The sequence below is a fragment of the Streptomyces sp. NPDC090045 genome (assembly GCF_044747975.1).
In the GTDB taxonomy this organism is placed as follows: Bacteria; Actinomycetota; Actinomycetes; order Streptomycetales; family Streptomycetaceae; genus Streptomyces.
In genome coordinates this window covers 382,723-402,909 of the sequence record NZ_JBIVFA010000003.1, presented here as the reverse complement: position 1 = coordinate 402,909, position 20,187 = coordinate 382,723, and the positions used below count along the sequence as shown (strand labels likewise).

Annotated in this window: 18 protein-coding genes and 1 pseudogene; 8 read left to right on the top strand and 11 right to left on the bottom strand. The window is 72.0% G+C overall.

Annotated elements, in window-relative coordinates; all coding sequences use genetic code 11:
* Positions 1-47: 47 nt before the first annotated feature.
* The gene (locus ACIPYQ_RS10720; RefSeq protein WP_401248574.1) at positions 48-1,061 is read left to right on the top strand and encodes an EcsC family protein; all 1,014 of its coding nucleotides are present in this window, start codon (positions 48-50) and stop codon (positions 1,059-1,061) included.
* A 57-nt stretch (positions 1,062-1,118) separates the two neighbouring features.
* Here ACIPYQ_RS10720 and ACIPYQ_RS10715 read toward each other — a convergent pair whose 3' ends face one another.
* The 6 genes from ACIPYQ_RS10715 to ACIPYQ_RS10690 all read right to left on the bottom strand — a co-directional run bounded on the left by ACIPYQ_RS10715 (position 1,119) and on the right by ACIPYQ_RS10690 (position 8,204).
* On the bottom strand, positions 1,119-2,270 hold the full coding sequence (locus ACIPYQ_RS10715) for a mechanosensitive ion channel family protein (RefSeq protein WP_361756859.1): 1,152 nt from the start codon (positions 2,268-2,270) through the stop codon (positions 1,119-1,121).
* A 194-nt stretch (positions 2,271-2,464) separates the two neighbouring features.
* Positions 2,465-3,739 (bottom strand): pyroglutamyl peptidase, encoded by a 1,275-nt coding sequence (locus tag ACIPYQ_RS10710; protein ID WP_401248571.1) that lies wholly within the window; start codon positions 3,737-3,739, stop codon positions 2,465-2,467.
* Between the two features lie 131 nt (positions 3,740-3,870).
* Positions 3,871-4,722: a carbohydrate ABC transporter permease gene (locus ACIPYQ_RS10705; RefSeq protein ID WP_401248568.1), complete on the bottom strand. Its 852-nt coding sequence runs from the start codon at positions 4,720-4,722 to the stop codon at positions 3,871-3,873.
* Positions 4,719-5,693, bottom strand: a complete 975-nt coding sequence (locus tag ACIPYQ_RS10700) for a carbohydrate ABC transporter permease (protein ID WP_401248565.1) — start codon at positions 5,691-5,693, stop codon at positions 4,719-4,721. The genes ACIPYQ_RS10705 and ACIPYQ_RS10700 overlap by 4 nt, the downstream gene beginning before the upstream one ends.
* Before the next feature lie 92 nt (positions 5,694-5,785).
* Positions 5,786-7,090: an ABC transporter substrate-binding protein gene (locus ACIPYQ_RS10695; protein ID WP_401248562.1), complete on the bottom strand. Its 1,305-nt coding sequence runs from the start codon at positions 7,088-7,090 to the stop codon at positions 5,786-5,788.
* 97 nt (positions 7,091-7,187) lie between these two features.
* Positions 7,188-8,204 (bottom strand): hydroxyacid dehydrogenase, encoded by a 1,017-nt coding sequence (locus tag ACIPYQ_RS10690; RefSeq protein ID WP_401248559.1) that lies wholly within the window; start codon positions 8,202-8,204, stop codon positions 7,188-7,190.
* Between the two features lie 205 nt (positions 8,205-8,409).
* Here ACIPYQ_RS10690 and ACIPYQ_RS10685 point away from each other — a divergent pair, with 205 nt between their 5' ends.
* Positions 8,410-9,330, top strand: a complete 921-nt coding sequence (locus ACIPYQ_RS10685) for an NUDIX domain-containing protein (RefSeq protein WP_401248556.1) — start codon at positions 8,410-8,412, stop codon at positions 9,328-9,330.
* A complete protein-coding gene (locus tag ACIPYQ_RS10680) occupies positions 9,327-9,884 on the top strand; it encodes an NUDIX domain-containing protein (protein WP_361756840.1) in 558 nt (185 codons plus the stop codon). The genes ACIPYQ_RS10685 and ACIPYQ_RS10680 overlap by 4 nt, the downstream gene beginning before the upstream one ends.
* Before the next feature lie 3 nt (positions 9,885-9,887).
* Here the strand turns inward: ACIPYQ_RS10680 and ACIPYQ_RS10675 are convergent, their stop codons facing one another.
* Complete coding sequence (locus ACIPYQ_RS10675; protein WP_401248552.1) at positions 9,888-10,463, bottom strand: S1 RNA-binding domain-containing protein; 576 nt, start codon at positions 10,461-10,463, stop codon at positions 9,888-9,890.
* Positions 10,464-10,609: 146 nt separating this feature from the next.
* Here ACIPYQ_RS10675 and ACIPYQ_RS10670 point away from each other — a divergent pair, with 146 nt between their 5' ends.
* A complete protein-coding gene (locus ACIPYQ_RS10670; protein ID WP_401248549.1) occupies positions 10,610-10,948 on the top strand; it encodes a hypothetical protein in 339 nt (112 codons plus the stop codon).
* 168 nt (positions 10,949-11,116) lie between these two features.
* Here ACIPYQ_RS10670 and ACIPYQ_RS10665 read toward each other — a convergent pair whose 3' ends face one another.
* Positions 11,117-11,806, bottom strand: coding sequence for a BTAD domain-containing putative transcriptional regulator (locus ACIPYQ_RS10665; RefSeq protein ID WP_401248546.1), 690 nt, complete (start codon positions 11,804-11,806; stop codon positions 11,117-11,119).
* A 212-nt stretch (positions 11,807-12,018) separates the two neighbouring features.
* The gene (locus ACIPYQ_RS10660) at positions 12,019-12,873 is read right to left on the bottom strand and encodes a helix-turn-helix transcriptional regulator (RefSeq protein WP_401248543.1); all 855 of its coding nucleotides are present in this window, start codon (positions 12,871-12,873) and stop codon (positions 12,019-12,021) included.
* Positions 12,874-13,023: 150 nt separating this feature from the next.
* On the opposite strand from ACIPYQ_RS10660, the gene ACIPYQ_RS10655 reads away from it, so the two are divergent.
* Positions 13,024-13,803, top strand: a complete 780-nt coding sequence (locus ACIPYQ_RS10655) for an NAD(P)H-dependent oxidoreductase (RefSeq protein ID WP_401248540.1) — start codon at positions 13,024-13,026, stop codon at positions 13,801-13,803.
* 72 nt (positions 13,804-13,875) lie between these two features.
* On the opposite strand, the gene ACIPYQ_RS10650 is transcribed toward ACIPYQ_RS10655, so the two are convergent.
* Positions 13,876-17,721 carry a tetratricopeptide repeat protein gene (locus tag ACIPYQ_RS10650; protein ID WP_401248537.1) on the bottom strand — a complete coding sequence of 1,282 codons (3,846 nt, stop codon included), beginning with the start codon at positions 17,719-17,721 and terminating at the stop codon, positions 13,876-13,878.
* A gap of 177 nt (positions 17,722-17,898) precedes the next feature.
* Here ACIPYQ_RS10650 and ACIPYQ_RS10645 point away from each other — a divergent pair, with 177 nt between their 5' ends.
* Positions 17,899-18,057 carry a hypothetical protein gene (locus tag ACIPYQ_RS10645; protein ID WP_401248535.1) on the top strand — a complete coding sequence of 53 codons (159 nt, stop codon included), beginning with the start codon at positions 17,899-17,901 and terminating at the stop codon, positions 18,055-18,057.
* A gap of 19 nt (positions 18,058-18,076) precedes the next feature.
* On the opposite strand, the gene ACIPYQ_RS10640 is transcribed toward ACIPYQ_RS10645, so the two are convergent.
* A complete protein-coding gene (locus ACIPYQ_RS10640) occupies positions 18,077-18,844 on the bottom strand; it encodes a hypothetical protein (RefSeq protein WP_401248532.1) in 768 nt (255 codons plus the stop codon).
* 260 nt (positions 18,845-19,104) lie between these two features.
* Here ACIPYQ_RS10640 and cpt point away from each other — a divergent pair, with 260 nt between their 5' ends.
* Both cpt and ACIPYQ_RS10630 read left to right on the top strand, forming a co-directional pair.
* Complete coding sequence (gene cpt, locus ACIPYQ_RS10635; RefSeq protein WP_401248530.1) at positions 19,105-19,638, top strand: chloramphenicol phosphotransferase CPT; 534 nt, start codon at positions 19,105-19,107, stop codon at positions 19,636-19,638.
* 134 nt (positions 19,639-19,772) lie between these two features.
* Positions 19,773-20,153 (top strand): annotated as a pseudogene (locus ACIPYQ_RS10630) (pyridoxamine 5'-phosphate oxidase family protein); the annotation flags it as partial.
* Between the last annotated feature and the right edge of the window lie 34 nt (positions 20,154-20,187).

The following is a 20,187-nucleotide window of genomic DNA, read 5'->3' as shown; positions in this document are numbered from 1 at the left end:
GTAGGGCATCGTGGCCCCAGCGATCACCGTCGAAATGGAGTACCTCAATGAGCACTTACGCCGCCCCACTCGTCGACGGTGCCACCCCGATGAGCGCGTACGACGCGCAGGTATGGGACAACCTCAACGAGCACTGGGAGCGCCGCAACAACCGCCGCGCTCTGCCGAACTGGGCGAGCGCCGCGCTCGGTCGCACCGGTGAGGTCGCGGGGAACGCCGCGAGACGGGTTGCGGACGCCGTGCCGGAGGCGGTCACGGAACCGATCCGCCGCGCAGGCGGCGCGGTCGCCGACAAGGCCATGCGACCGGCGCTCGGAGCCGCGGCCGCACTGCTCGAGCTGGTCAACGACTGGGCCATGGAACTCAACGACCCGAAGAACGTCGAGAAGCTCGCCCGCAAGCAGGGGGTCGACCTCGGCGGTTTCGCCGAACTACGCCATCAGGACCTCAAGGTCTGCGACCGGCTGCTGACCCGCAACACCCTCACGTGGCGGACCGCCGGCGCGTTCGAAGGCGGCGCCATGGGCATGCTGGCCATGGTCCCCGTCGCCGGCATCCCCGTCGCGATGACGGCGGACATCCTCGTCGTCCAGGTCCTGAGCGCGTCGATCGCGGCGCGCATCGCCTACTCCTACGGCTACGACGCCAAGGACCCCGATGAGCAGATATTCATCCAGCGCCTGGTGCGCCGGTCCTTCATGGCGCAGGCCGCCAAGGCCGAGCCGTTGCGCGAGACCGCGCGGGCGGCCAACGCGGTCAAGGGACGCATACGGTGGTCGGACAAGCTCCGCCACGACCACCGCCTCCTGGCCTCCCTTGAGAAGTTGATGCAGCAGCTGGGCCCGGCCGGCTCCAAGGTGCCGGTTCAGAACGTCGCCAAGGTCGTGCCGTTCGTGGGTGTCCTCATCGGTGCCGGCATCAATTCCGCGGTCCTCGGCAGAGTGGCCGCCGACGCCCAGCGGTACTGCCAGACCCGGTTCCTGTGCGAAAAGTACGGGCTGCCGCTGCCGGCCGCACTGGCGGCCGACCCGGAGGACGACCCCCGGGCCGATGCCACGTGACGGAGGGCCGCCTGGTCCACGATGCAGCCGGCCGCCAGGGCACCGGCCCCCGGCAGGTCACTGGGTGAGGGCGTCGCTCCTTCGTGCCGGTGGCGGCGAGGCGTCCACGGACGACGGTGACGGTGACGGTGACGCCGCACGCTGGTGGGGTACCGGCGGGTGCGGGGAGGACGCCGGGAGCTCGTCCTGCCGGAGGGCGACCGTGCGGGTCGGGGCGGGGATCGAGATGCCTTCCGCACGGAACCGCCGGTGCAGGCGCTTGATGAACTCGTGCTTGATCCGGTACTGGTCGCTGAACTCGCCGACGCCCAGGATCACCGTGAAGTTGATGCGGGAGTCCGCGAACGTGTGGAAGCGGACGGCCCCTTCGTGGTCGGGGACCGCGCCGTTGATGTCGGCCATCACCCCGTCGACGACTTCGAGGGTCACCCGTTCGACGTGCTCCAGGTCGCTCTCGTATCCCACTCCCACCTGGACCAGGATCGAGAACTGCGCTTCCGGCTGCGTGAAGTTGGTCATGTTCGTCCGCGCGAGACGCCCGTTGGGGATGATGACCAGGTTGTTGGACAGGTTGCGCACCACGGTGTTGCGCCAGTTGATGTCGACGACGTACCCCTCCTCGCCGCTGGTGAGCCGGATGTAGTCACCGGGCTGCACCGTCTTCGAGGCGAGGATGTGCACCCCGGCGAAGAGGTTGGCGAGGGTGTCCTGGAGGGCCAGGGCCACCGCCAGACCGCCCACGCCCAGGGCGGTGACCAGCGGCGCGATGGAGACGCCGAGGGTCTCCAGGGCGACGAGCACGCCCATCACGAGGACCACGATCCGCGTGATGTTGACGAAGATGGACGCCGACGCGGCCACCCCGGTGCGCGCCCCCGCCACGGACTGGACGAGGCCCGCGACCACCCGCGCCGCGCTGAGCGTGGCGATGAGGATGAGCAGCGCGGTCAGCGACTGGTTCACGAAGCCCGAGACCCGCGCGGTCAGCGGCAGGGTCGTGGCGGCCACCGCGGCGCCCGCGATGAGCGCGGCACCCGGGGCGATGGTGCGCAGCGCGTCGACGATGATGTCGTCCCCGCGCCACCGGGTCCGCTCGGCGTGCCGGCCCAGCCACCGCAGGAGGCCGCGCAGCAGCAGCCCGGCCGCGGCGCCCGCCGCCAGCGCGATGCCGGCGACCAGCCAGTCGTGCAGGATCAGATCGCGGTTCAACGGACCCCCTCCCCTGCGCGGCCCCGGCCCGGGGGCGTGGCGGCGGGCGCTGCCGGCCGTCGTATGAGGTGTGTCGTCACCTTGTCACCTGTCAGTTCGTCGTGCTGTGAGCCGCGTTCGGGCGTGTGTACGCATCCGGAACGAGCTGCCATCCTGCCCCATGGCGGGGTGACGCACCGCAGGCGGGGCGGCTGCTACCGGCGTACGGCGGCGTGTTCCAGTACCGCGCGGACCTCCGCGCTGATCGCGCTCTCGTTGCGTTCGAACTCGGGGCCGGTCAGCAGCCGGGGGTCGGCCGGCAGTCCGGTGAGCACCGGGGTGTGGAGGTGCCCGCCGGGCAGGTGCGGGGCGAGTTCGGCGCGCAGCCGGTTGGAGCGGTAGGCGACCTCGTTGGACAGGTAGCCGCCTCCGCCGCCGGCGACGGCCCGCGAGCCGGGCGTCGGGCCGTCGGTCCGGTCGACGGGGACCGTGCCGCCCGCCGGGATCTCGGTCACCTCGGTGTTGAGGAGGACCGGGTACGGGGTCTGCACGGCGGCCGTCACCGCGTCGGCGGGCAGCGTGGTGCGGATGAACTCGGGGCCCGGGCCGAGGCCGGGGGCCGTCACCGGACGCTCGCGGGTGCCGCCGGAGAGGGCGCGCGCGTTGTCGGGGTACGGGTCGGCGGACCGCGCCCGCCCCGCCCAGTCCTCCAGGGTGAAGATGCCGGGGTAGCCCTGGCTGACGGTGGTGATGATGTCGGCCGAGGCGGGACCGGCGGCCAGGTGCGGGGCGAACGCCCGCTCCACCATGCCGGCGTCGAAGTCGGCGTACCGGACGGGCAGGACGACGGCGCGGATCTCGGCCGGGCTGCCGTCGGCGAGGGTCACGCGCCGCCCGTTGAGCTGCAGGGCGGCCGATCCGGACGGGTTGGCTCGGCGGATCTCCGCGTCGAGCCCGAAGGGGTCGAACCCGCTGATGAAGATCCTTCGGACGCCGGGCGCCGTCCGGAAGGCGTTGTCGGCGAGGCCGCGGGAGGCGTCCTCGAAGCGGGCGCGGAGCGCCGCCCGGTCGACGGTGAACTTCGGCTGCCAGCGGGCGAGTTCGGCGGTCATGCCGAGCCGCGCCCAGTACAGCGGCCGGTCGTCCCCGGGAGCGAGGTCGCCGCCGGGCCGGTGTCCCTGGGCCCGCCGTACGGAGGCCTGCCAGAGGGCCTGGCCCCACGCGTCGAGGAGCCGTTCGGCCTCGGCGGGGCTGCGCGTCGTGCACAGGGCGGCGGGGAACCGCCGTACGAAGTCCCCGAACCCGCCTCGGTCGACCAGGGCGGTCGTGCGGGCGTCCGCGAGCCGCGCCTGTTCGGCGTCGAGCGGTACGGACGCCGGGGGGCGGCAGGCGGACGCGCCGTCGGCCGCGTGCGCGGGCGAGGCGACCACCACGGGGAGGACGGTGACGAGGAGGGCGGCGGCCGATGCCGCACGACGTAAGAGCATCATGCGATGTGACATTACATAGCGACCCTCCCCCCCCACCAGGCACACCGGCCGCAGCCACCAGGACTGGCTCAACTCCGCCGCTGACACGTCCGGTTCGGCACGAGGAGCGGGTTCCGGATCGCCGCGGCGGCCTACTTCACCGCGCCGGTCGTCAGGCCCGAACGCCAGAAGCGCTGCAGGCAGAGGAAGGCGATCAGCAGCGGGATCACGGCGAGGAGCGAGCCGGTGATGGCCAGCGAGTACATCTCCGGGCTCTCCGTCGTCGAGATGTTCCACATGTGAAGGCCGAGGCTGACCGGGTACAGGTCCTTGTCGTTCAGCATGACGAGGGCGCCGTAGAAGTTGTTCCAGCTCGCGGTGAAGGAGAAGAGGAAGAGCGTCACGAACCCCGGGGCGAGCATCGGCAGCGCGATCGTGCGGAAGGTTCGCACCTCGCTCGCGCCGTCGACCCTGGCGGCCTCGACGACCTCGTACGGGACGTAGCCCTCGGAGAAGACCCGCGCGAGGTAGACACCGAACGGGTTGACCAGGGCCGGGATCAGGAGCGCCCAGTAGGTGTTGGTGAGCCCGGCCTCGGAGGCCAGCAGGTACGTGGGGAGGGTCAGGACCGCTCCCGGTACCAACACGCCCGCGAGGACCACGCCGAAGAGTTTCTCCTTGCCCGCGAAGGAGTACTTGTCGAAGGCGTATCCCGCCGCGACCGAGATGAGGGAGGAGAGGGCGGAGCCGACGACGGCGTACAGGACCGTGTTGAGCAACCAGCGTCCGTAGATGCCGTCGTTGTGGGTGAAGACGTCGTGGATGTTGGAGAAGAGGTTGAACTCCCCGAAGGCGAAGCCGCTGGTGGCGAAGAGGTCGCGGCGGTTCTTGGTGGCGGCGATCAGCAGCCAGCTGATCGGCATCAGCGTGTAGAGCGCCAGCATGATCAGCACGGTGTTGACGGCGGCCTTGGAGGCCCAGGCGCTGGGGGTCCGCGTGGTCATGCTTCCTGCCACCGCTTCCCGATCCGGGTCACCGCGTAGGACAGCGCTCCGGCCACCACGGCCAGCAGCAGCGAGGCGGCGGCAGCGCTCGCGTAGTCCTGGTCGGTGAACGCCTTGCTGACGATGTACATCGTGGGCGACCAGTCGTTGCCGAGGGCCTGCGCCTTCTCGGAGAGCAGCTCGGGCTCGGTGAACAGCTGGACCGCTCCGACACAGGTGAACAGGACGGTCATGACCACCGAGGAGCGGATGACCGGGACCTTGATGCCGAGGGCGATGCGCCAGGCGCCGGCGCCGTCGACCGTGGCGGCCTCGATGACCTCGCGGGGAACCGCCTGGAGCGCGGCGAAGAAGATCACCATGTTGTAGCCGACCCACTGCCATACGGCGATGTTCACCATCGACGAGAGGGAGTTGCCGGGTGAGAAGAAGTTCCAGCTGCCGCCCGCGCCGTCGATCCACTCGATCACGGGGCTGAGTCCGGGGGTGTAGAGGTAGATCCAGATGATCGCGGCGATCAGGCCCGGCACGGCGTGCGGCAGGAAGAAGGCCAGCTGGAAGAAGCGCCTGGCCCGGGCATAGGCCGAGTCGACGAGGAGGGCCAGGCCCAGCGCCCCGCCGATCATCACCGGGATGTAGGCCAGGCAGTACGCGGCGACGTTCAGGAACGACGTGCGGAACGCCGGATCGGCCAGCACCGCCGAGTAGTTCGCGAGGCCCGCGAAGGTGCGCTCGACGCCTCCGAACCCGAGCCCCGAGGACTGCTCCCGGTACAGGCTCATCCATCCCGCGTACACGACCGGCGCCACCGTGACGGCGGCGAACAAGGCGAAGAAGGGGGCGAGGAACAGGGTGGCGGCGCCGCGGCGGCCACTGCGGAGCGCGCGTGCGGGGCGTACCGGCGTGCGGAGGGGCGTACGGAGCGGTAGGTGTGTCGGCGTACGCATCGGGGTGCTGGGAGGTGATGCCACGGGAGGCTCCTTGGCGGTGCGGTGGTACCGGATTCGGTCCGGGTCCGGGGCGGGGGCGGCCGGCGGCTCCGGCCACCCCGCCCCGGCGCGGTTCACTTGGCGAGCTTGAGACCGCGGCTCTCGATCGCCGTACGGGCCGACTCCTGGGCCTTCACCAGGCCGCTGGCCAGGCCGTTCTTGGCCGCCTCGTCCTTGAAGTCGGCGTTGACCTTGCCCCAGACCGGGCCCCAGGTCCACCCGGGGACGATCGTGCCGACCTGCTGACCGGTCAGTGCGTAGAGGTCCTGGCCCCCGAAGTAGGAGGTGTCGAAGGCCTTCGCGGCCACCGCCGCCATGGCCGTGTTCGCGGGCAGGGCGCTGCTCGGGTTCTTCAGCGCGCCGATCCGGGCCTCCATCGAGGCCGGGTCCGTGGTCACCCACTTGATGAACTCGGCGGCGGCCTTGGCGTGCTTGCTGCCCTTGGGCACGGCGAAGCTGGTGCCGCCGTACATGCCGCTGGCCGGGGTGCCCCAGTGGGGGATCGGGGCGACGCCCCACTTCTCCTTCAGGTCGGGCATCGTGGAGATCACGCCGCCCGCGCTCCACGCGGCGCCGAGGACGCTGAGGCTCGTGCCGTCGGCCTTGGACTTGCTCTCCTCGGGGGTGCCGGCGCCGTGGTTGAAGACGAGGTCGTCCTTGAGCATGCCCTCCCAGAATGCGGCGACCTTTTGGGAGGGGGCGTCGTTGATCTCGGGCTTCCAGGCGCCGTCGGCGATCTGGAACCACTTCGCGCCGGCCTGCCAGGACAGCGCCGCCTCCAGCGGGGCGTCGGTCGGGAAGGAGCCGATGCGCGCCTTGGGGTCGGCGGCCTTGATCCGCTCGGCGGCGGCGCGGTACTCGTCCCAGGTCTTCGGCACGGTCACGCCGTACTTCTCGAAGAGGTCCTTGCGGTAGAAGTACACCTGCGGGGTGGCGTCGAAGGGGACCGACCAGGTCTTGCCGCCGAAGGTCACCAGGTTCCGGACTCCCGCCGGGAAGCTCTTCTCGACCAGTTCGCCCGAGGAGGCGGTGAGGTCCTCCAGGTAACCCTGGCTCGCGAACTCGGGGACCATGCTGTACTCGATGGTCGCCACGTCCGGCGCGTCGCCCGCCTTGATCGCGTTGCTGATCTTGCTGTAGCCGTCGGCTCCGCCGGGTATCTGGGAGAACTGCACCTGGATGTCGGTGTGCGTCTTGTTGAACGCGGCGGCCGCGGCCTCGGCGCCGCCGGTCCAGGTCCAGTACGTGAGGGTGACGGGCTTTCCGTCACCCCCGGCGGCGGCCGAGTTGGTGGAGCCGGAACCGCAGGCGGAGGTCAGCAGGGCGAGGGACACCGCTGCGGCCACCGCGCCGCAGGCACGCAAGGACTGAACCTTCATGTGAACTGCTCCTTGGCGAGTGGGCTGAACGGGGTGAATCATTCGCTCAGCCATCTTGAACGTCAAGACCATGTGAGCAATTGATCAATACGATCAATCAGGCGGTCCGTTCGAGGTCCGCGCGGTGCACCGGATGCGCGAAGGGCAGCCCGGCGGCGTAGCGGGCGATCTCGTCGATCGCCGAATCGGCCATCCTGTGCAGTTCGTTGCCGAGGGAGCCCGCGATGTGCGGGGTGAGCACCACGTTGGGCAGGTCATACAGCGGGGAGTCGGCGGGCAGTACCTCCGGCTCGGTGACGTCGATGACCCCGTACAAGCGGCCGGAGACCAACTCGTCGGCGAGCGCGGCCCCGTCGACCAGGGAACCGCGGGCCGTGTTGATGAGGGTGGCGCCGTCGCGCATCAGCGCCAGCCGCCGGCGGTCGATCATCGCGCGCGTCTCCGGCAGCTCCGGCGCGTGCAGGCTGACCACGTCCGAGACCCGGCAGAGCTCGTCGAGCCCGACGGCGCGGGCGCCGAGGCGCTGCGCCTGATGCTCCTTCAGATAAGGGTCGTGGAGTAGGAGTTCGAGATCGTAAGGGCGCAGGAGCTCGATCACCCGGCGTCCGATCCGGGAGGCGCCGACGATGCCGACGGTGCGGCGGTAGTTGCCGACGTGGCCGTACCGCAGGTGCCAGTCGTGGTGGCTGCCGCGGACACGGCGGTACTCCTCCCGCAGTTGCATCACGTGTTTGTTGGAGAGGAGGACCATGGCCACGGTGTACTCGGCCACGGGGAGGGAGTTGGCCAGCGCGGCGGAGGAGACGACGACGCCCCGGTCCCAGCAGGCCTCGGTGACCAGCCGTTTGACGGAGCCGGCCGCGTGCACCACGGCTTTGAGGCGGGGCGCGGCCGCCAGCGCCCGCGCGTCGACCGTGGGGGCGCCCCAGAAGGTGAGCAGGACCTCCGCCTCCGCGAGCGCCTGCGCGGCGTCGGGTCTGCCGAAGTCGTCGACGACGAACTCCGTGTCGAGCTCGGCCACTTCCCGGAGCCGGCGGGCGGTGACGTCGTCCAGCAGGCGGGAACGGAGCTCGGGGGCCATCGCGAGCAGGGTCCGCGGGCGGCGAACGGGCATCTGGGGCTCCTTGCGGCTGAGTGAGGCCGCGCCGACTCTATGAATCCGGATTCCGAGCGTCAAGATCTATCAATCGAATAGCTCTCTTCGCTCAGAACGATCGTCCGGAACCGGCGTACCCCATCGCCGCGCATTCGACGTCGGGCAGCGGGGCAGGATGTCGCCCGTGACGGGCCCGGATTCGAGGCACAAGAAGGAGACCGCCATGTCATCCACCCCTTCCGCCGAACCGAACGGTACGGCCGCTCTGTTGGTCAACGCGCGCGGCCAGTACCTGCTCCACCTGCGCGACGCCAACAAACCCCACATCTGCGACCCGGGGACGTGGAGCCTCCCGGGCGGCGGCCGCGAGGGCAACGAGACCGCGCAGGAGGCGATCGCGCGGGAGCTGAAGGAGGAGACCGGGCTGACGGTCCCGCTGGAACCGTTCACGGTGGTCGACTGCCACGGCCCCGACGGCAGCACGGGCCGGATCCAGGTCTATCTCGGCGCCTGGGACGGCGACGCCGACGCCCTTCCGCTCAGCGAGGGGATCATGCTGCGCTGGTTCGACGCCCGTACGACGGCGCACCTGACGATGTGCCCGTGGACGCAGCAGGTCATCGACCGGCACCGGGCACAGGCGGACGGGGCGGAACCGGGCCCGCGTACGGCGGCCACGGCGGCGCCCGCCGGGACACCGGGCGGCCGGGCCCTCCTCAACATCGTCGGGGCCCACCTCTACCTGGAGCGCGACGGCCGCGTCCTGCTCGGACTGCGCCACCCCGACTCTGCCTTCGCCGCATCGCACCACCACTTCCTCGCCGGCCACTGCGAGCAGGAGTCCGCGATCGCCTGCCTGGTCCGCGAAGCGCGGGAGGAAGCCGGCCTGTCGCTGCGGGCCGAGGACGTCGAGCTCGCCCACGTCGTGCACCTGGTCGACCCACCGGGCTCGCGGCCGCGCCTGCAGCTCGTCTTCCGTGCGCACCGGTGGGAGGGCACGGCGGAGGTCCGCGAACCGGACAAGTGCGTGAGCTGGGACTGGTGGCCGGCCGACGCACTGCCGGAGCCGATCGTCCCGTACGCCCGGGCCGCGATCGAGGGCATCCGGGCGGGCCGGCTCTACACCGAGATGGGCTGGCTGTGACCGCCGCCGCGCACCCGGGAGCCGTGGGCCGGTACACCCTCCCGGTCGACGTGCACCTGATCCTGCGCCGCGACGGCGAACGAGGGCCGGAGGTCCTGCTGTCGCGACGGGCGGGCCGGGTCTACGCAGCGGGGATGTGGCACCTGCCGTCCGGGCACCTCGACGGCCCGCACGAGGACGTGGTCGAGGCCGTGGTCCGGGAAGCCCGGGAGGAGACGGGCGTCCTCATCGCCCTCGCGGACGTGGCGTCGGCGGTGACCGTCCATCACCGCGGCCCCCGGGGCCACGCCCGGATCGGCCTGTTCTTCGAGGTCCGGCGCTGGGCGGGAGCGCCCGCGGTGCGGGAACCGGAGGTGTGCGACGCGATGGGCTGGTACCGGCTCGACGACCTGCCCGAGCCGATCATCGCGTACTGCCGGGCCGGCCTCGACGCGTACGCGGCCGGGCGGCCGGCGGCCGTCCACTTCCAGCACCTCGGCGACCCGATCCCCCACCGGCCCGACGGCCCACGCCGCACCCGGCTCCTGAACGGCGCGGGGGCCGGGGGCTCCTGACCGTCACCGGGGGCCGGCCGGCACCTCTCGCCGGGACAGGGAGACCCTGCGCCGCACCCGGTCGGTCTCGGTGACGACCACCCTGATCGGGTCGCCGACCTGCACGACGTCCTCCGGGGATCCGACGGGCTCTCCGGCGAACTCCCGGAGGTGGAGCAGTCCTTCGATGCCGTCGGCGACCTGCACGAACACCCCGAAAGGCACCAGCTTGGTGACCTTCCCGTCGAGTACCTGCCCCGCGGCGACACGGTCGGCGAACGCCTGAAAGGGGTCCGGCTGCATCGCCCGCAGGGACAGCCTGGCCTCTCCGTTCCACGTGTCGAACTGGAGGAACTCACAGGCGACGCGCTGCCCGACCTCGACGACGTCCGATGCCTCTTCGAAGCGAAGCCAGGACAGCTCGGGGATGCCGATGAACCCGACTCCGGGGAAGAGGGGGTGCCCGGGGCCTTCGTCCAGCGCCACGAACACCCCGAACGGTTCGATCGCCGCGACCGTGCCGGCCAGCACCTCCCCCGGCTGCAGCCGGTCCAGGAACGACCAGAGTTCCGGGTTCTCTGCGGGAGTGATCGCGCTCATGCCGTGAAGGCTCTCACGGGCCCGTCCATATCCCGGCGTGTAGGGGGGATATAGGGACGCCGGAGAGGCTGCACGCATCGGGCCGGCCGGCGTGTCGCCGGGTGGCCGCTTCCTTCGAGCCATCGGAAGGCCTCGTCATGAAATCAATGAGCCGCACCCTCCGGAACGCCACCGCCGTCCTCGCCTTCGCCGGCGCGGCCGTCTCGCTGGCCGTGCAGCCCGCCGTCGCGCACAGCGGCTACTTCTACAAGAAGCGCAGCGGGTGCGTGTACACGGGAGGCCTCTCGGCCGGCCACGAGTACGCGTGGACCAGGAAGGACTCGGGCGACTGCGCCGGGCACGCCTGGCTGCTCGTGAAGTTCTCCAACGGGAAGTGGTCCGAGCTCCACGGGCCGGGCAGTGTGAGCATCACCGCCGACTGGAACGGAATCTCCGAGGCCTGGCACAAGACCCAGGCCAACGAGGACTGGGTCCGCTCCCACTGACGCGGCGCAACCGCAAAGGCGGCGAACGGGGTCGGTAAAGTCACCGGGAAATTCCGGGCGGCTCATTCGGACACCGATGACGGCCGTTCGCGCCTGCCCGGCCGAAAAGCGAATCGAGCTTTCCGGCCAGGAGAGGAATCCGCAGGATCGGGCCCAAACGGGCCGCCTCTACAGGTGCTGGTCCTCTTCTCCGTCGAGAATGCGCTTCTCCAGCTCCCTCAGCCGCGCGCCCGGGTCCAGTCCGAGGTCCTCCGCCAAGAGCCGCCGGGTGTCCCGGCACTGCTCCAGCGCCTCCGCCGCCCGCCCCGTGCGGTACAGGGCCAGGACCAGCTGCTCGTGGAAGCGTTCGCGGTACGGATGATCGGCGAGCAGCAGCCGTAGCCGGCCGATGAGGTGGGTGTGGTCGCGCAGTGCCAGATCGATGTCGATCTGCTGCTCGACGGCCTCCAGCCGCAGTTCGGCGAGGTAGGCGGCCGCGTCGCGCAGGGCCGGATGGTCGGCGAAGTCGGCGTACGCCGGGCCGCGCCACTCGGCGAGGGCCTCACGGTTGAGCCGTGAGGCCCTCGCCAGGTCGCCCCGCTCCAGGGCGCGGCGGATGTCGGGCATGCGGGTGAGGAAGCGCCGCGCGTCGACCTCCTCCGGGGCCACCTCCAGTACGTATCCGCTCCGCCGCACGGTCTGCAGCCGGCCCGGTCCCAGCGCTCTGCGGATCCGGTGGACGTGGAGGTGGATGTTCGCGGTCGCGGAGGCGGGCGGGGTGTCTCCCCAGAGGGCGTCGGCGAGCCGGTCCACGCTGACGGCCTGCCCGGCGTGCCGGAGCAGGACCACGAGGACCAACTGCTGTTTCGGCGATCCCACATCGACCGGTCGCCCCGCCAATTGTCCGTCGAGCCGTCCGAGAACACGTAAGTCCAACGCGTCCGACACCCGTTCCGCTCCCCCGGTGCAACATGGTGTGACCTTTCGGTCGATGGACGCTACCGGCCCGCCCTTGTACGGGTAAAGAGCGCAAAATGCAGACAGGTGGGAGGATTTCCGGCCAGCAAAGGAATCGGGGGTGCGGCGTCGGGTTACTCGCGGACCTGAGCGTTCACCGCGGGATGCGCAGGTGCGTCACCGCTGTCCGCACCCAAGCTCGCGAGCAGGCGCAGCCCGTCCTCGGCGGGGCTGCCGGGGGCCGCGGACAGCACCAGCAGCTCCGTGCTCTTTTCGTCCGCCAGGGCGAAGTTCTCCTGGTGCAGTTCGAGCAGTCCGACCAACGGGTGCCGGTACGCCTTGCGTCCATGGGTGCGGGCGCGCACGTCCGCGCGGGCCCAGAGGCGGCGGAAGCGCTCGCTTCCCATCGCCAGTTCGCCGATGAGCGAGGCCAGGCGGGGGTCCTCGGGGTACTTGCCGGCGGCCAGGCGCAGGTGCCCGACCACGTCGAGGGTGCAGGTCTCCCAGTCCGCGTAGAGGCCGCGCTCGGCCTCCTCGAGGAAGATGTGCCGGGCGGTGTTCAAGCCCGGCACCGGCCGGCCGTAGAGGAGCCCGGCGAGGCGGTTCCCGGCGAGCACGTCCAGGCGGTGGTCCAAGATCAGCGCGGGTGCGCCGACGACGAGGTCGAGGACGCGCAGCAGCTCCGGCCGGACCCTCCCTCCCGGCGCCTTGGCACGGCGGCGGCACTGCCGGGCGAGCCGGCAGAGGTGCCCGCGTTCGGTCTCGTCGAGGCCGAGGACGCGGGCGAGCGCGTCGAGGACCTGCTCGGAGGGCTGGGTCGCGCGGCCCTGCTCCAGGCGTACGTAGTAGTCGACGCTGACTCCGGACAGGTGGGCGACCTCTTCGCGGCGCAGCCCTTCGACCCGGCGGCGGCTGTCGGTGCGTATGCCGACGGCGGCCGGGTCGACCCGGGAACGCCGGGTCCGCAGGAAGCCCGCAAGATCGTCCATGGCCCCAGTATGTCCTCGGTGTGTCCTCGGTGGCGCCCGCGAAGGGTGGTCCTGCCGATACCAGGAAGTCCCGTCCTGAGGAACGGGCGCCCCTGAACGCCGGGCGCCGCGGCGTCCAGGATCGGAGGCATCCGATCCGAAGGAGTTCCCGTGAAGACGCTGATCGTCCACGCCCACCCGGAGCCGAAGTCGCTCAACAGCTCGCTGAAAGACCTCGCGGTGTCCACCTTGGAGGCCGCCGGGCACGAGGTACGGGTGAGCGACCTGTACGCGATGAACTGGAAGGCCGTCGTGGACGCCGCGGACTACGGCCCCCACGCCTCGAGTCCGCTGAGGGTCGCCCTGGACTCCGGCCGGGCCTTCAACGCCGGGGAGCTCACCCCGGACGTCCTCGCCGAACAGGAGAAGCTGCTGTGGGCCGACACGGTCATCTTCCAGTTCCCGCTGTGGTGGTACTCGATGCCCGCGATCCTCAAGGGCTGGGTGGACCGGGTGTTCACCCACCGCTTCGCGTACGGGGTCGGCGAGCACAGCGACACCAAGTACGGCGAGCGCTTCGGCGAAGGCACGCTCGCGGGCAGGAGGGCCCTGCTGTCGGTGACCGTCGGCGGACCGGAGCCGCACTACGCCGCCCGCGGCATCAACGGGCCCATCGAGGACCTGCTGTTCCCGATCCACCACGGCATCCTCTACTACCCGGGCATCGAGGTGCTGCCGCCGTTCGTGCTGTACGGCACCGACCGGATGACGGGCGAGGACTACGCGGACGTCGCCAAGGCCTGGGAGCAGCGCCTGCTCACCCTGGAGTCGACCGAGCCGATCGCGTTCCGGCGGCAGAACTTCGGTGACTACGAGATCCCCTCGATGCAGCTGAAGGAAGGTCTGGAGCCCGCGGGCCGTACGGGTTTCGCGCTGCACGTGCGCGGCTGACCGCCGGCGGGGCCCGACCGCCGGCGAGGTCTCGCCGCTCCGGCCACGGCCGCGTGCCCGGCCCGCGTACCGTCACGTTCCGCCGAAGCATTCGGTGGCCACGGTGCGGACGGCGTCCGGTGCCAGGCTCGCCAGGCGGGGCAGGACCTCCCGCCACGAGCCGACGGCGAGGGCCTGCGCGAGCAGGTGTTCGCGCTGCGGCGGGAGCGCGGCATCGGCGAGACTCGCCAGTTTCAAAGCCTGTGCCGACTCCCGGTCGAGGAGGCGGACCAGTGGGGCCGCGTCCGCGGCGCGTGCGGCGGCCCGGTCGGTGCGACCGGCCCGTGCCAGTTCCACGGCCAGGGCGGTGAGGGCCTCCACTCGCGCGTGCGGTGCGTGGAGCTCGCGGATCAGTGCTTCCGCCGTGGTGGCCAGCGCCGCCACGCGGTCCCGGGGGCGCGGGCCGGCCGAGCTCCCCGGCCGGCCCGGGGCGGCCGGGGTGTGGTCGGCGGCCGCCGGGCCGATGCACGTGGCGCACGCCATGGCGCGCTCTTCGGGATCCGGGATCGCCGCGATGGCCGCGTCCGCACGGTCGTGGTCGCCGAGCGTCGTGTACAGCTCCGCCACACAGGTCAGTTCCAGTGGCATGAACAGCGCGTCCTGGATCCCGAGGGCGAGCTCTTCGGCTGCCGCGGCCAGCCTGTGGGCCCAGTCGGACAGCCCGTGTGCGCCCATGGTCGCGCCGAGTCGCAGCAGGGCCCGTGCGCGGCCGGCCTGCTGCTGGTCGGCGTGCTCGTCCTGGATCGCGCGGGCGAGCCGCTCGGTCCGTCGGGCCAGGGCCACGGCGTGGGCGAGGTCGCCCCGGGCCGCCGCGAGGTCGGTCAGAGCGGTCAGCACCCGGCACCCCGGCTCCCCGCCGCCGATCCGGTGGGCCAGGCGTTCGGCGTCCTCGGCGAGTGCGGCGGCGCGACGGGCCGCACCTGCGGGGGTTCCGGACGTCCTCTGCGGCCGGAGGGTGGCCTTCGCCAACGCCACCAGGCCCATGACCCGTTGTTCGTGATCGTCGATCTGCCGGACGGCCGGCTCGGCGCCGGTCAGGTCGCCGGCATCGGTCAGGACCTTCGCGAGGGCGGTGAGGGCGAGTGCCTGGCAGTGGGCCGGGACGATGGCGCCGGCCCGGCTCACGGCCGTCCGGGCGAGGGCGATGCCACCCTCGTGTTCTCCGGCGGCTGCCCGCTCACGCGCCACCACGGCGAGGGCGGTGAGCTGCCGGTACTCGTCGGCCACGCGGTGGGCCACGTCCTCGGCGGCCTCGTGGTCACCTGTTCGGGCGAGCCCTTCCGCCATCGCGGCCAGGTCCCGGGCCCGGGTGCCGGGGGCCACGCCGCACCGGGCCTCGTTCTCGGCCTCTTTCGCCAGCAGTACGGCCCGCGCCCGGTCGGCGAAGGCGAGTTCCCGGGCCAACGAGGCCAGTACTTCGGCCCGTGCGGCGTGGGAGGTGAGCGTACGGGCCAGGGCTACGGCGCGGTCGTGGTCCCCGGCCGCGGCGATGGAGACGGCGAGTTGCAGGGTCGCCTCCTTCAGCTCGTTCCGACAGAATCCGTCCTGCCCGTCCTGCCCGTCCGAGGCGGATGGGGCGATGGCGTCGGCGGCCGCCTGCGCGGCCTCGAACTTCCCGGCTGCCGCGAGCCCTGCCGCCAGTGCGGCCAGCATCTCCTCGCGCCGGTACTTCCAGTCGCCGAACGCTTCGGTGATCCGGAGCGCCCGGGGGAGGTCGCCGACCGCCGCGGCACTCCGTACCACCCGGGCGTACGCGAGGTGCCAGGCGCATTGTTCGGGGAGGGCACGGGCGGCCCGTTCCGCTTCGGCGGTGGCCGCCAGGGCGCGGGGGTCGTCGCCGGTGGAGGCACGCACCTCCGCCAGTTCGCACCACACGAGCACGCGCCAGTAGCCCTCTTGAAGGCCGCGGGCCGTGTCCTCGAGGGAACCGGCCAGGGCCGTCGCCCGGTCCCGGTCCCCGGCCGCCGCGGCCGACCGGGCCACCGCCGCCTGGGCGGTGGCCCGGTAAAGGGTGTGGTGGATGCCGGCGGCCACGTGTTCGGCCGCCTCCAGGTCACCGCCCCGGGCGGCCCCGCGGGCCAGCGCGGCGAGCGCCCCGTCCTGGTCCACGGGCTGGGGAAGGCCACGGGCGATCCGTTCCGCGCCGATCCGGTCACCGGCCTCTGCGAGGCCCTCCACCAGGGAGACGAGTCCCCGTCCCTGTCGAGACCGGTCGGAACCGGACCGGGCGATCGCCTCGGCCCGGTGGGGCTGTCCCAGTACCGCCCAGGCCGCGGGCAGGCAGCCGGGCAGTGCGGTGTTGCGCTCTGCCAGTTCGTTGCGTCGGACGGACAGCCGCAGCATCTGGGTGAGGTCGGGCCGGGCCCGCCCGAGAAGGAAGTCCTGGGCCGTGGCGATCTCGGCGAACGCGGCGGCGTCCCCGCCGGAGAGGTCCAGCAGGCGGTCGTGGCGGGCCGGGTCGGCGGCGCAGAGGAGCATCTCGGCTTCCGCCTCGGCCGCGCCGGTGGCGGCTTCGCCGGCCGCTGCCCGCAGCATCCCGGGGTAGCCGGTGAGCAGGTATTCGGGCGTGTCCTCGGGCCAGTCGCGCCGCCGGTAGGACCCGGCCCAGTCGTACAGGCGCCGGCGGTGGCGGGCGAGTCCGGCCGCACCGAACGCGGTCTTCGCCATGACCTGGAGCTCTTCGTGGGCGAGCACGTAGAGGTGGGTGGCTCCCCGGCCCTGCCACAGTCCGGGGCGGGTGGTGAAGGCCCGGCCCGTTACCGCGTGCAGCCTGTCTTCTACCTCGTAGCCGGGGAGTCCGGTGAGTTCGGCCAGGTCGTCCCGGGCCAGGCCGCCGCCGGCCGCCGTGACCAGCCCCAGGAGGTCCTGGCCCGCGGGGTCGCCGTGCAGCAGGCGTTTCACGTCGCGCTCCGCAGTGGTACGGACCACTTGGGCGTGCCGGGAGGGCGCCAGGCTGCGGAGCTCGCCGCCCTGTCGCAGCGGGTGGCCGTCGGGCACGTCGTGCGGGATCGGCGGGTGCGGCCGGCCCGCGACCACGACCCGCAGGCCCCTGGGAGGTCGCACGGGCAGCAGGGCGGCGATGCTGTACGTCCCGGAGCCGCCGGACACGCCTTGGTCCTCGTCCAGGCCGTCCACGAGGAGCACCAGCCGACGGCCGCGCCGCAGGCACCCCTCGGCGCTCGCGTCCAGGAGCCTGGTCAGGTGCGCCTCCCGCAGTTCCCTGGGCGGAGGGGGCGCCCCGCTCCCGCTCAGGACGGTGAGCTGTTCCGAGACGGCTTCGATGAAGGCCCACCGGTCGTTGTGGGTGGCGAACCGGGCGGTCACGAAGAACGAGACGACATCGGCCTTCGGCGGTGGATGCAGCGCGAACCACGACATCAGGGCGGACTTGCCGGCCCAGGCGGGGGCCTGCCAGCACAGGTAGTCGCCTCCGGTCGGGCCGTCGGTGCAGAAGGCGGCCAGCTCGGCGAGTTCGGCGGCGCGGTCGAGGAGCTCGGCGGGGGCGATCTGCCGGACGTACTCCGTGTAGAGGGAGGCGGGCGGCCGGGCACGGCGGGCTCGCGCCGCCCGGGCCTTGCGGTAGAGCTCCTGTCCATGGGCCACTTCGTCCGAGCCGCCGCCGAGGGCCCGTACGAGGCGGGTCAACTGGCTCTGGTCGGCCGGCAGTCGCACACCGCGGAGCAGTTCGCCGACCGCGGTGGGCGAGCTGAGGTTCATCCGCCCGGCGATGCCGCGCAGCCCCTCGCGGTGGTTCTCCTCACGGACCTTGTCGAGGAAGAGGAGCAGGTTCCGTACGGGTCCGGTTTCCGGCCACCGGCTCCGGTCGGTCGGTTCGCCCTTCGCCAACTGCGCCCCCGTACCGGTTCTCCCCGTGTCCACCGGGTGTCACGCGATGACCCCCGCCGGGGCCGCTGAACCGCTGGTCAGCCCTCTGACCGTCACCGCTGTCGCACACAGGACAGCACATCGCGCCGCCGCGGCGCGGCCGAAGCTCAGGATTCGTTCCGTCACCGGTGCCGGCCGGCCCGCCCCTCTCTCACGGACAGGACACAGATCATGAGCCAGTGGATCTCCCTCATCGAGCTCGTGGGCAGCCTCGCCGGGGCCGCGACGGCCGCGTTCACCCTGGTCACGGCCATCGCCGAAGCGCGGCACCGGTTCGGCCGGGGGGCGGCGCGTCCCGGCCACGACGACAACGCGCAGGACGGCGAGTGACCTCGGTACGCGCCGAGGGCTAGGGCACGGTGAGCATCCACCACTGCCGCAGCGTGCGGAGCGTGCGCAGGAACATGTACGGACCCCGGCAGACGGGGCGGGCGTGGCGTCTGACGGGGTCGCCGTTCGGAAAGACGAGGTCCTCGCGGCCGGTGACGACCGCCCCGTCGTCCGTCAGGTGTACGTGGCGCACGGCGTCCCCCCGGGTGGGGGTGCCGGCGCCGCGCTCGTCCCCTCCGAGCAGGAGGATCCGGTCCCCGCGGATCGCGAGACCCGACGGGTTCGAGACGGGCAGGGCTCGGACGCGGAGGTTCCCGCCGGGCCCGGTCTCGGCGAGCGGTGCGCCGGGCCGGTACACGGCAAGGACCGAGGAGTCGGAGGAGACGTTGACGGTGTTGACCGCCGCCACGTGGTGGTAGGGCTCCGGCGGGTGCAGGGACCGTACGTGGTTGCCCCGGTCGTCCCAGCGGACCAGACCGCCCGCGCTGACGCGGTCACCGCCGTAGATCCCTTCCTCGGCGTACCCGGTCCAGAAGCCCGACCGGCGGTCCGCGACCAGGTGCTCGAGGTGCGTCCCCATGCGGAACCGGCGCCGGGAGCGGCCGTCGGGGCCGAAGAGCTGGCCGGACCGCCGGTTCGGCCCCTCGTCACCGAAGAGGACGAAACCGCCACCCGGGAGAGCGTCGAAGGCCACCGGCCCCACGGCCACTGCGTGCAGGACCCGTTCCCGGACCCGGCCCCGGTCGCTGATGACGACGAGAGCGTCGAAGGGCAGGTCAACGGGCATCGGAACGTCCCGACCGGCCCATCTGTAGGGGAAATGCGCATCGGGGCAGATCAGCCAGAGGGCCCGGCCCCACGGATCGATCGTGGAGGCCAGTACCTTCCGTTCGTCGTACTGCCGAGGCAACAATGCGTACGGACGCAGTGCCACCTTCGTCAAAAGACCACCTCGCGGGCGAAGGAACGCAACTCCTCCATGATCACACGCTTGGGCCGGGTGAAATTCGCTTCGGGCGTCGCGGCGGTCGCCCCTACCGTGACCTGATGACGACTCAAGTGATCGTGTTGAACGGCGGGTCCAGCTCGGGCAAGTCCGGGATCGTCCGCTGCCTGCAGGCGGTCCTGCCGGAACCGTGGCTCGCCGCCGCCATCGACTCGCTGATCGAGGCGATGCCCGCCTCCCTGCAGGCGTCGGTCGCGGGAATCGAGTTCGCCCCTGACGGTGGCGTGACGATCGGATCGGAGTTCCGGCGGCTGGAAGCGGCGTGGATGGCGGGAGTCGCCGCGACGGCCCGTGCGGGCGCCCGCGTCATCGTCGACGACGTCTTCCTCGGCGGGGCGGCCTCGCAGGAGCGGTGGCGGAAGGCCCTGGACGGTCTGGACGTGCTGTGGGTCGGCGTCACGTGCGAGAGCGCGGTCGCCGCAGGGCGCGAGATCGCCCGCGGGGACCGGACCCCGGGAACGGCCGCCTCACAGGCGGAGCTCGCCCACCACGGCGTGGTCTACGACATGCAGGTCGACACCACGCACACGGAGTCCGTGGACTGCGCGCGGGCCATCGCCTCCCGCGTCACGTGACCGTGGCGGGCCGCGAGCGGCTCGTACCGTTTCCCCACCGTGGTACCTCCCTCCAAGGTTTGACGTGCATCTCTGCAATTCTTTGGCCGATCGGCTAAGCAATTGCCCGTCAATTGCCATGGCTCCTTTGGCAGATGCAGGATGGCATGCGAGGGGCTGCCGGAGGGTTGCCGGGCCGAGGGAGGCGTATCGGGGTGGCTGATATCAGAGGCGGCGGCGACGTGGGTGTCCGCCAGTGGCTGAGAGGCATCGAGATGTTCGCACGTCCCCTGCCCCGCTTCGTGCCCGAGCAGGCTCCGGCCGAACCGGTCGCGCTGTTCCTGGACTGGCTCGCCGAGGCGGTGGCCGCAGGGGTTCCCGATCCGCACGCCATGACCCTGTCCACGGTGGACGCGTCCGGGGACCCGGACGCCCGTGTGCTCATCCTCAAGGGCGTGGACGGTGCGGGCTGACAGTTCGCCGGGCACGCGTTCAGCCCCAAGGGTGGTCAGCTCGCCTACCATCCGCGGGCCGCGCTCACCTTCTACTGGCCGGAGCACGGCCGTCAGG

Coding starts and splice junctions, on each gene's coding strand:
- ACIPYQ_RS10640 (WP_401248532.1), bottom strand. CDS start 18,844: ATGCCCGTTGACCTGCCCTTCGACGCTCTCGTCGTCATCAGCGACCGG.
- ACIPYQ_RS10710 (WP_401248571.1), bottom strand. CDS start 3,739: ATGATGCTCTTACGTCGTGCGGCATCGGCCGCCGCCCTCCTCGTCACC.
- ACIPYQ_RS10690 (WP_401248559.1), bottom strand. CDS start 8,204: ATGCCCGTTCGCCGCCCGCGGACCCTGCTCGCGATGGCCCCCGAGCTC.
- ACIPYQ_RS10645 (WP_401248535.1), top strand. CDS start 17,899: ATGAGCCAGTGGATCTCCCTCATCGAGCTCGTGGGCAGCCTCGCCGGG.
- ACIPYQ_RS10720 (WP_401248574.1), top strand. CDS start 48: ATGAGCACTTACGCCGCCCCACTCGTCGACGGTGCCACCCCGATGAGC.
- ACIPYQ_RS10695 (WP_401248562.1), bottom strand. CDS start 7,090: ATGAAGGTTCAGTCCTTGCGTGCCTGCGGCGCGGTGGCCGCAGCGGTG.
- ACIPYQ_RS10670 (WP_401248549.1), top strand. CDS start 10,610: ATGAGCCGCACCCTCCGGAACGCCACCGCCGTCCTCGCCTTCGCCGGC.
- ACIPYQ_RS10660 (WP_401248543.1), bottom strand. CDS start 12,873: ATGGACGATCTTGCGGGCTTCCTGCGGACCCGGCGTTCCCGGGTCGAC.
- ACIPYQ_RS10675 (WP_401248552.1), bottom strand. CDS start 10,463: ATGAGCGCGATCACTCCCGCAGAGAACCCGGAACTCTGGTCGTTCCTG.
- ACIPYQ_RS10685 (WP_401248556.1), top strand. CDS start 8,410: ATGTCATCCACCCCTTCCGCCGAACCGAACGGTACGGCCGCTCTGTTG.
- ACIPYQ_RS10705 (WP_401248568.1), bottom strand. CDS start 4,722: ATGACCACGCGGACCCCCAGCGCCTGGGCCTCCAAGGCCGCCGTCAAC.
- cpt (WP_401248530.1), top strand. CDS start 19,105: ATGACGACTCAAGTGATCGTGTTGAACGGCGGGTCCAGCTCGGGCAAG.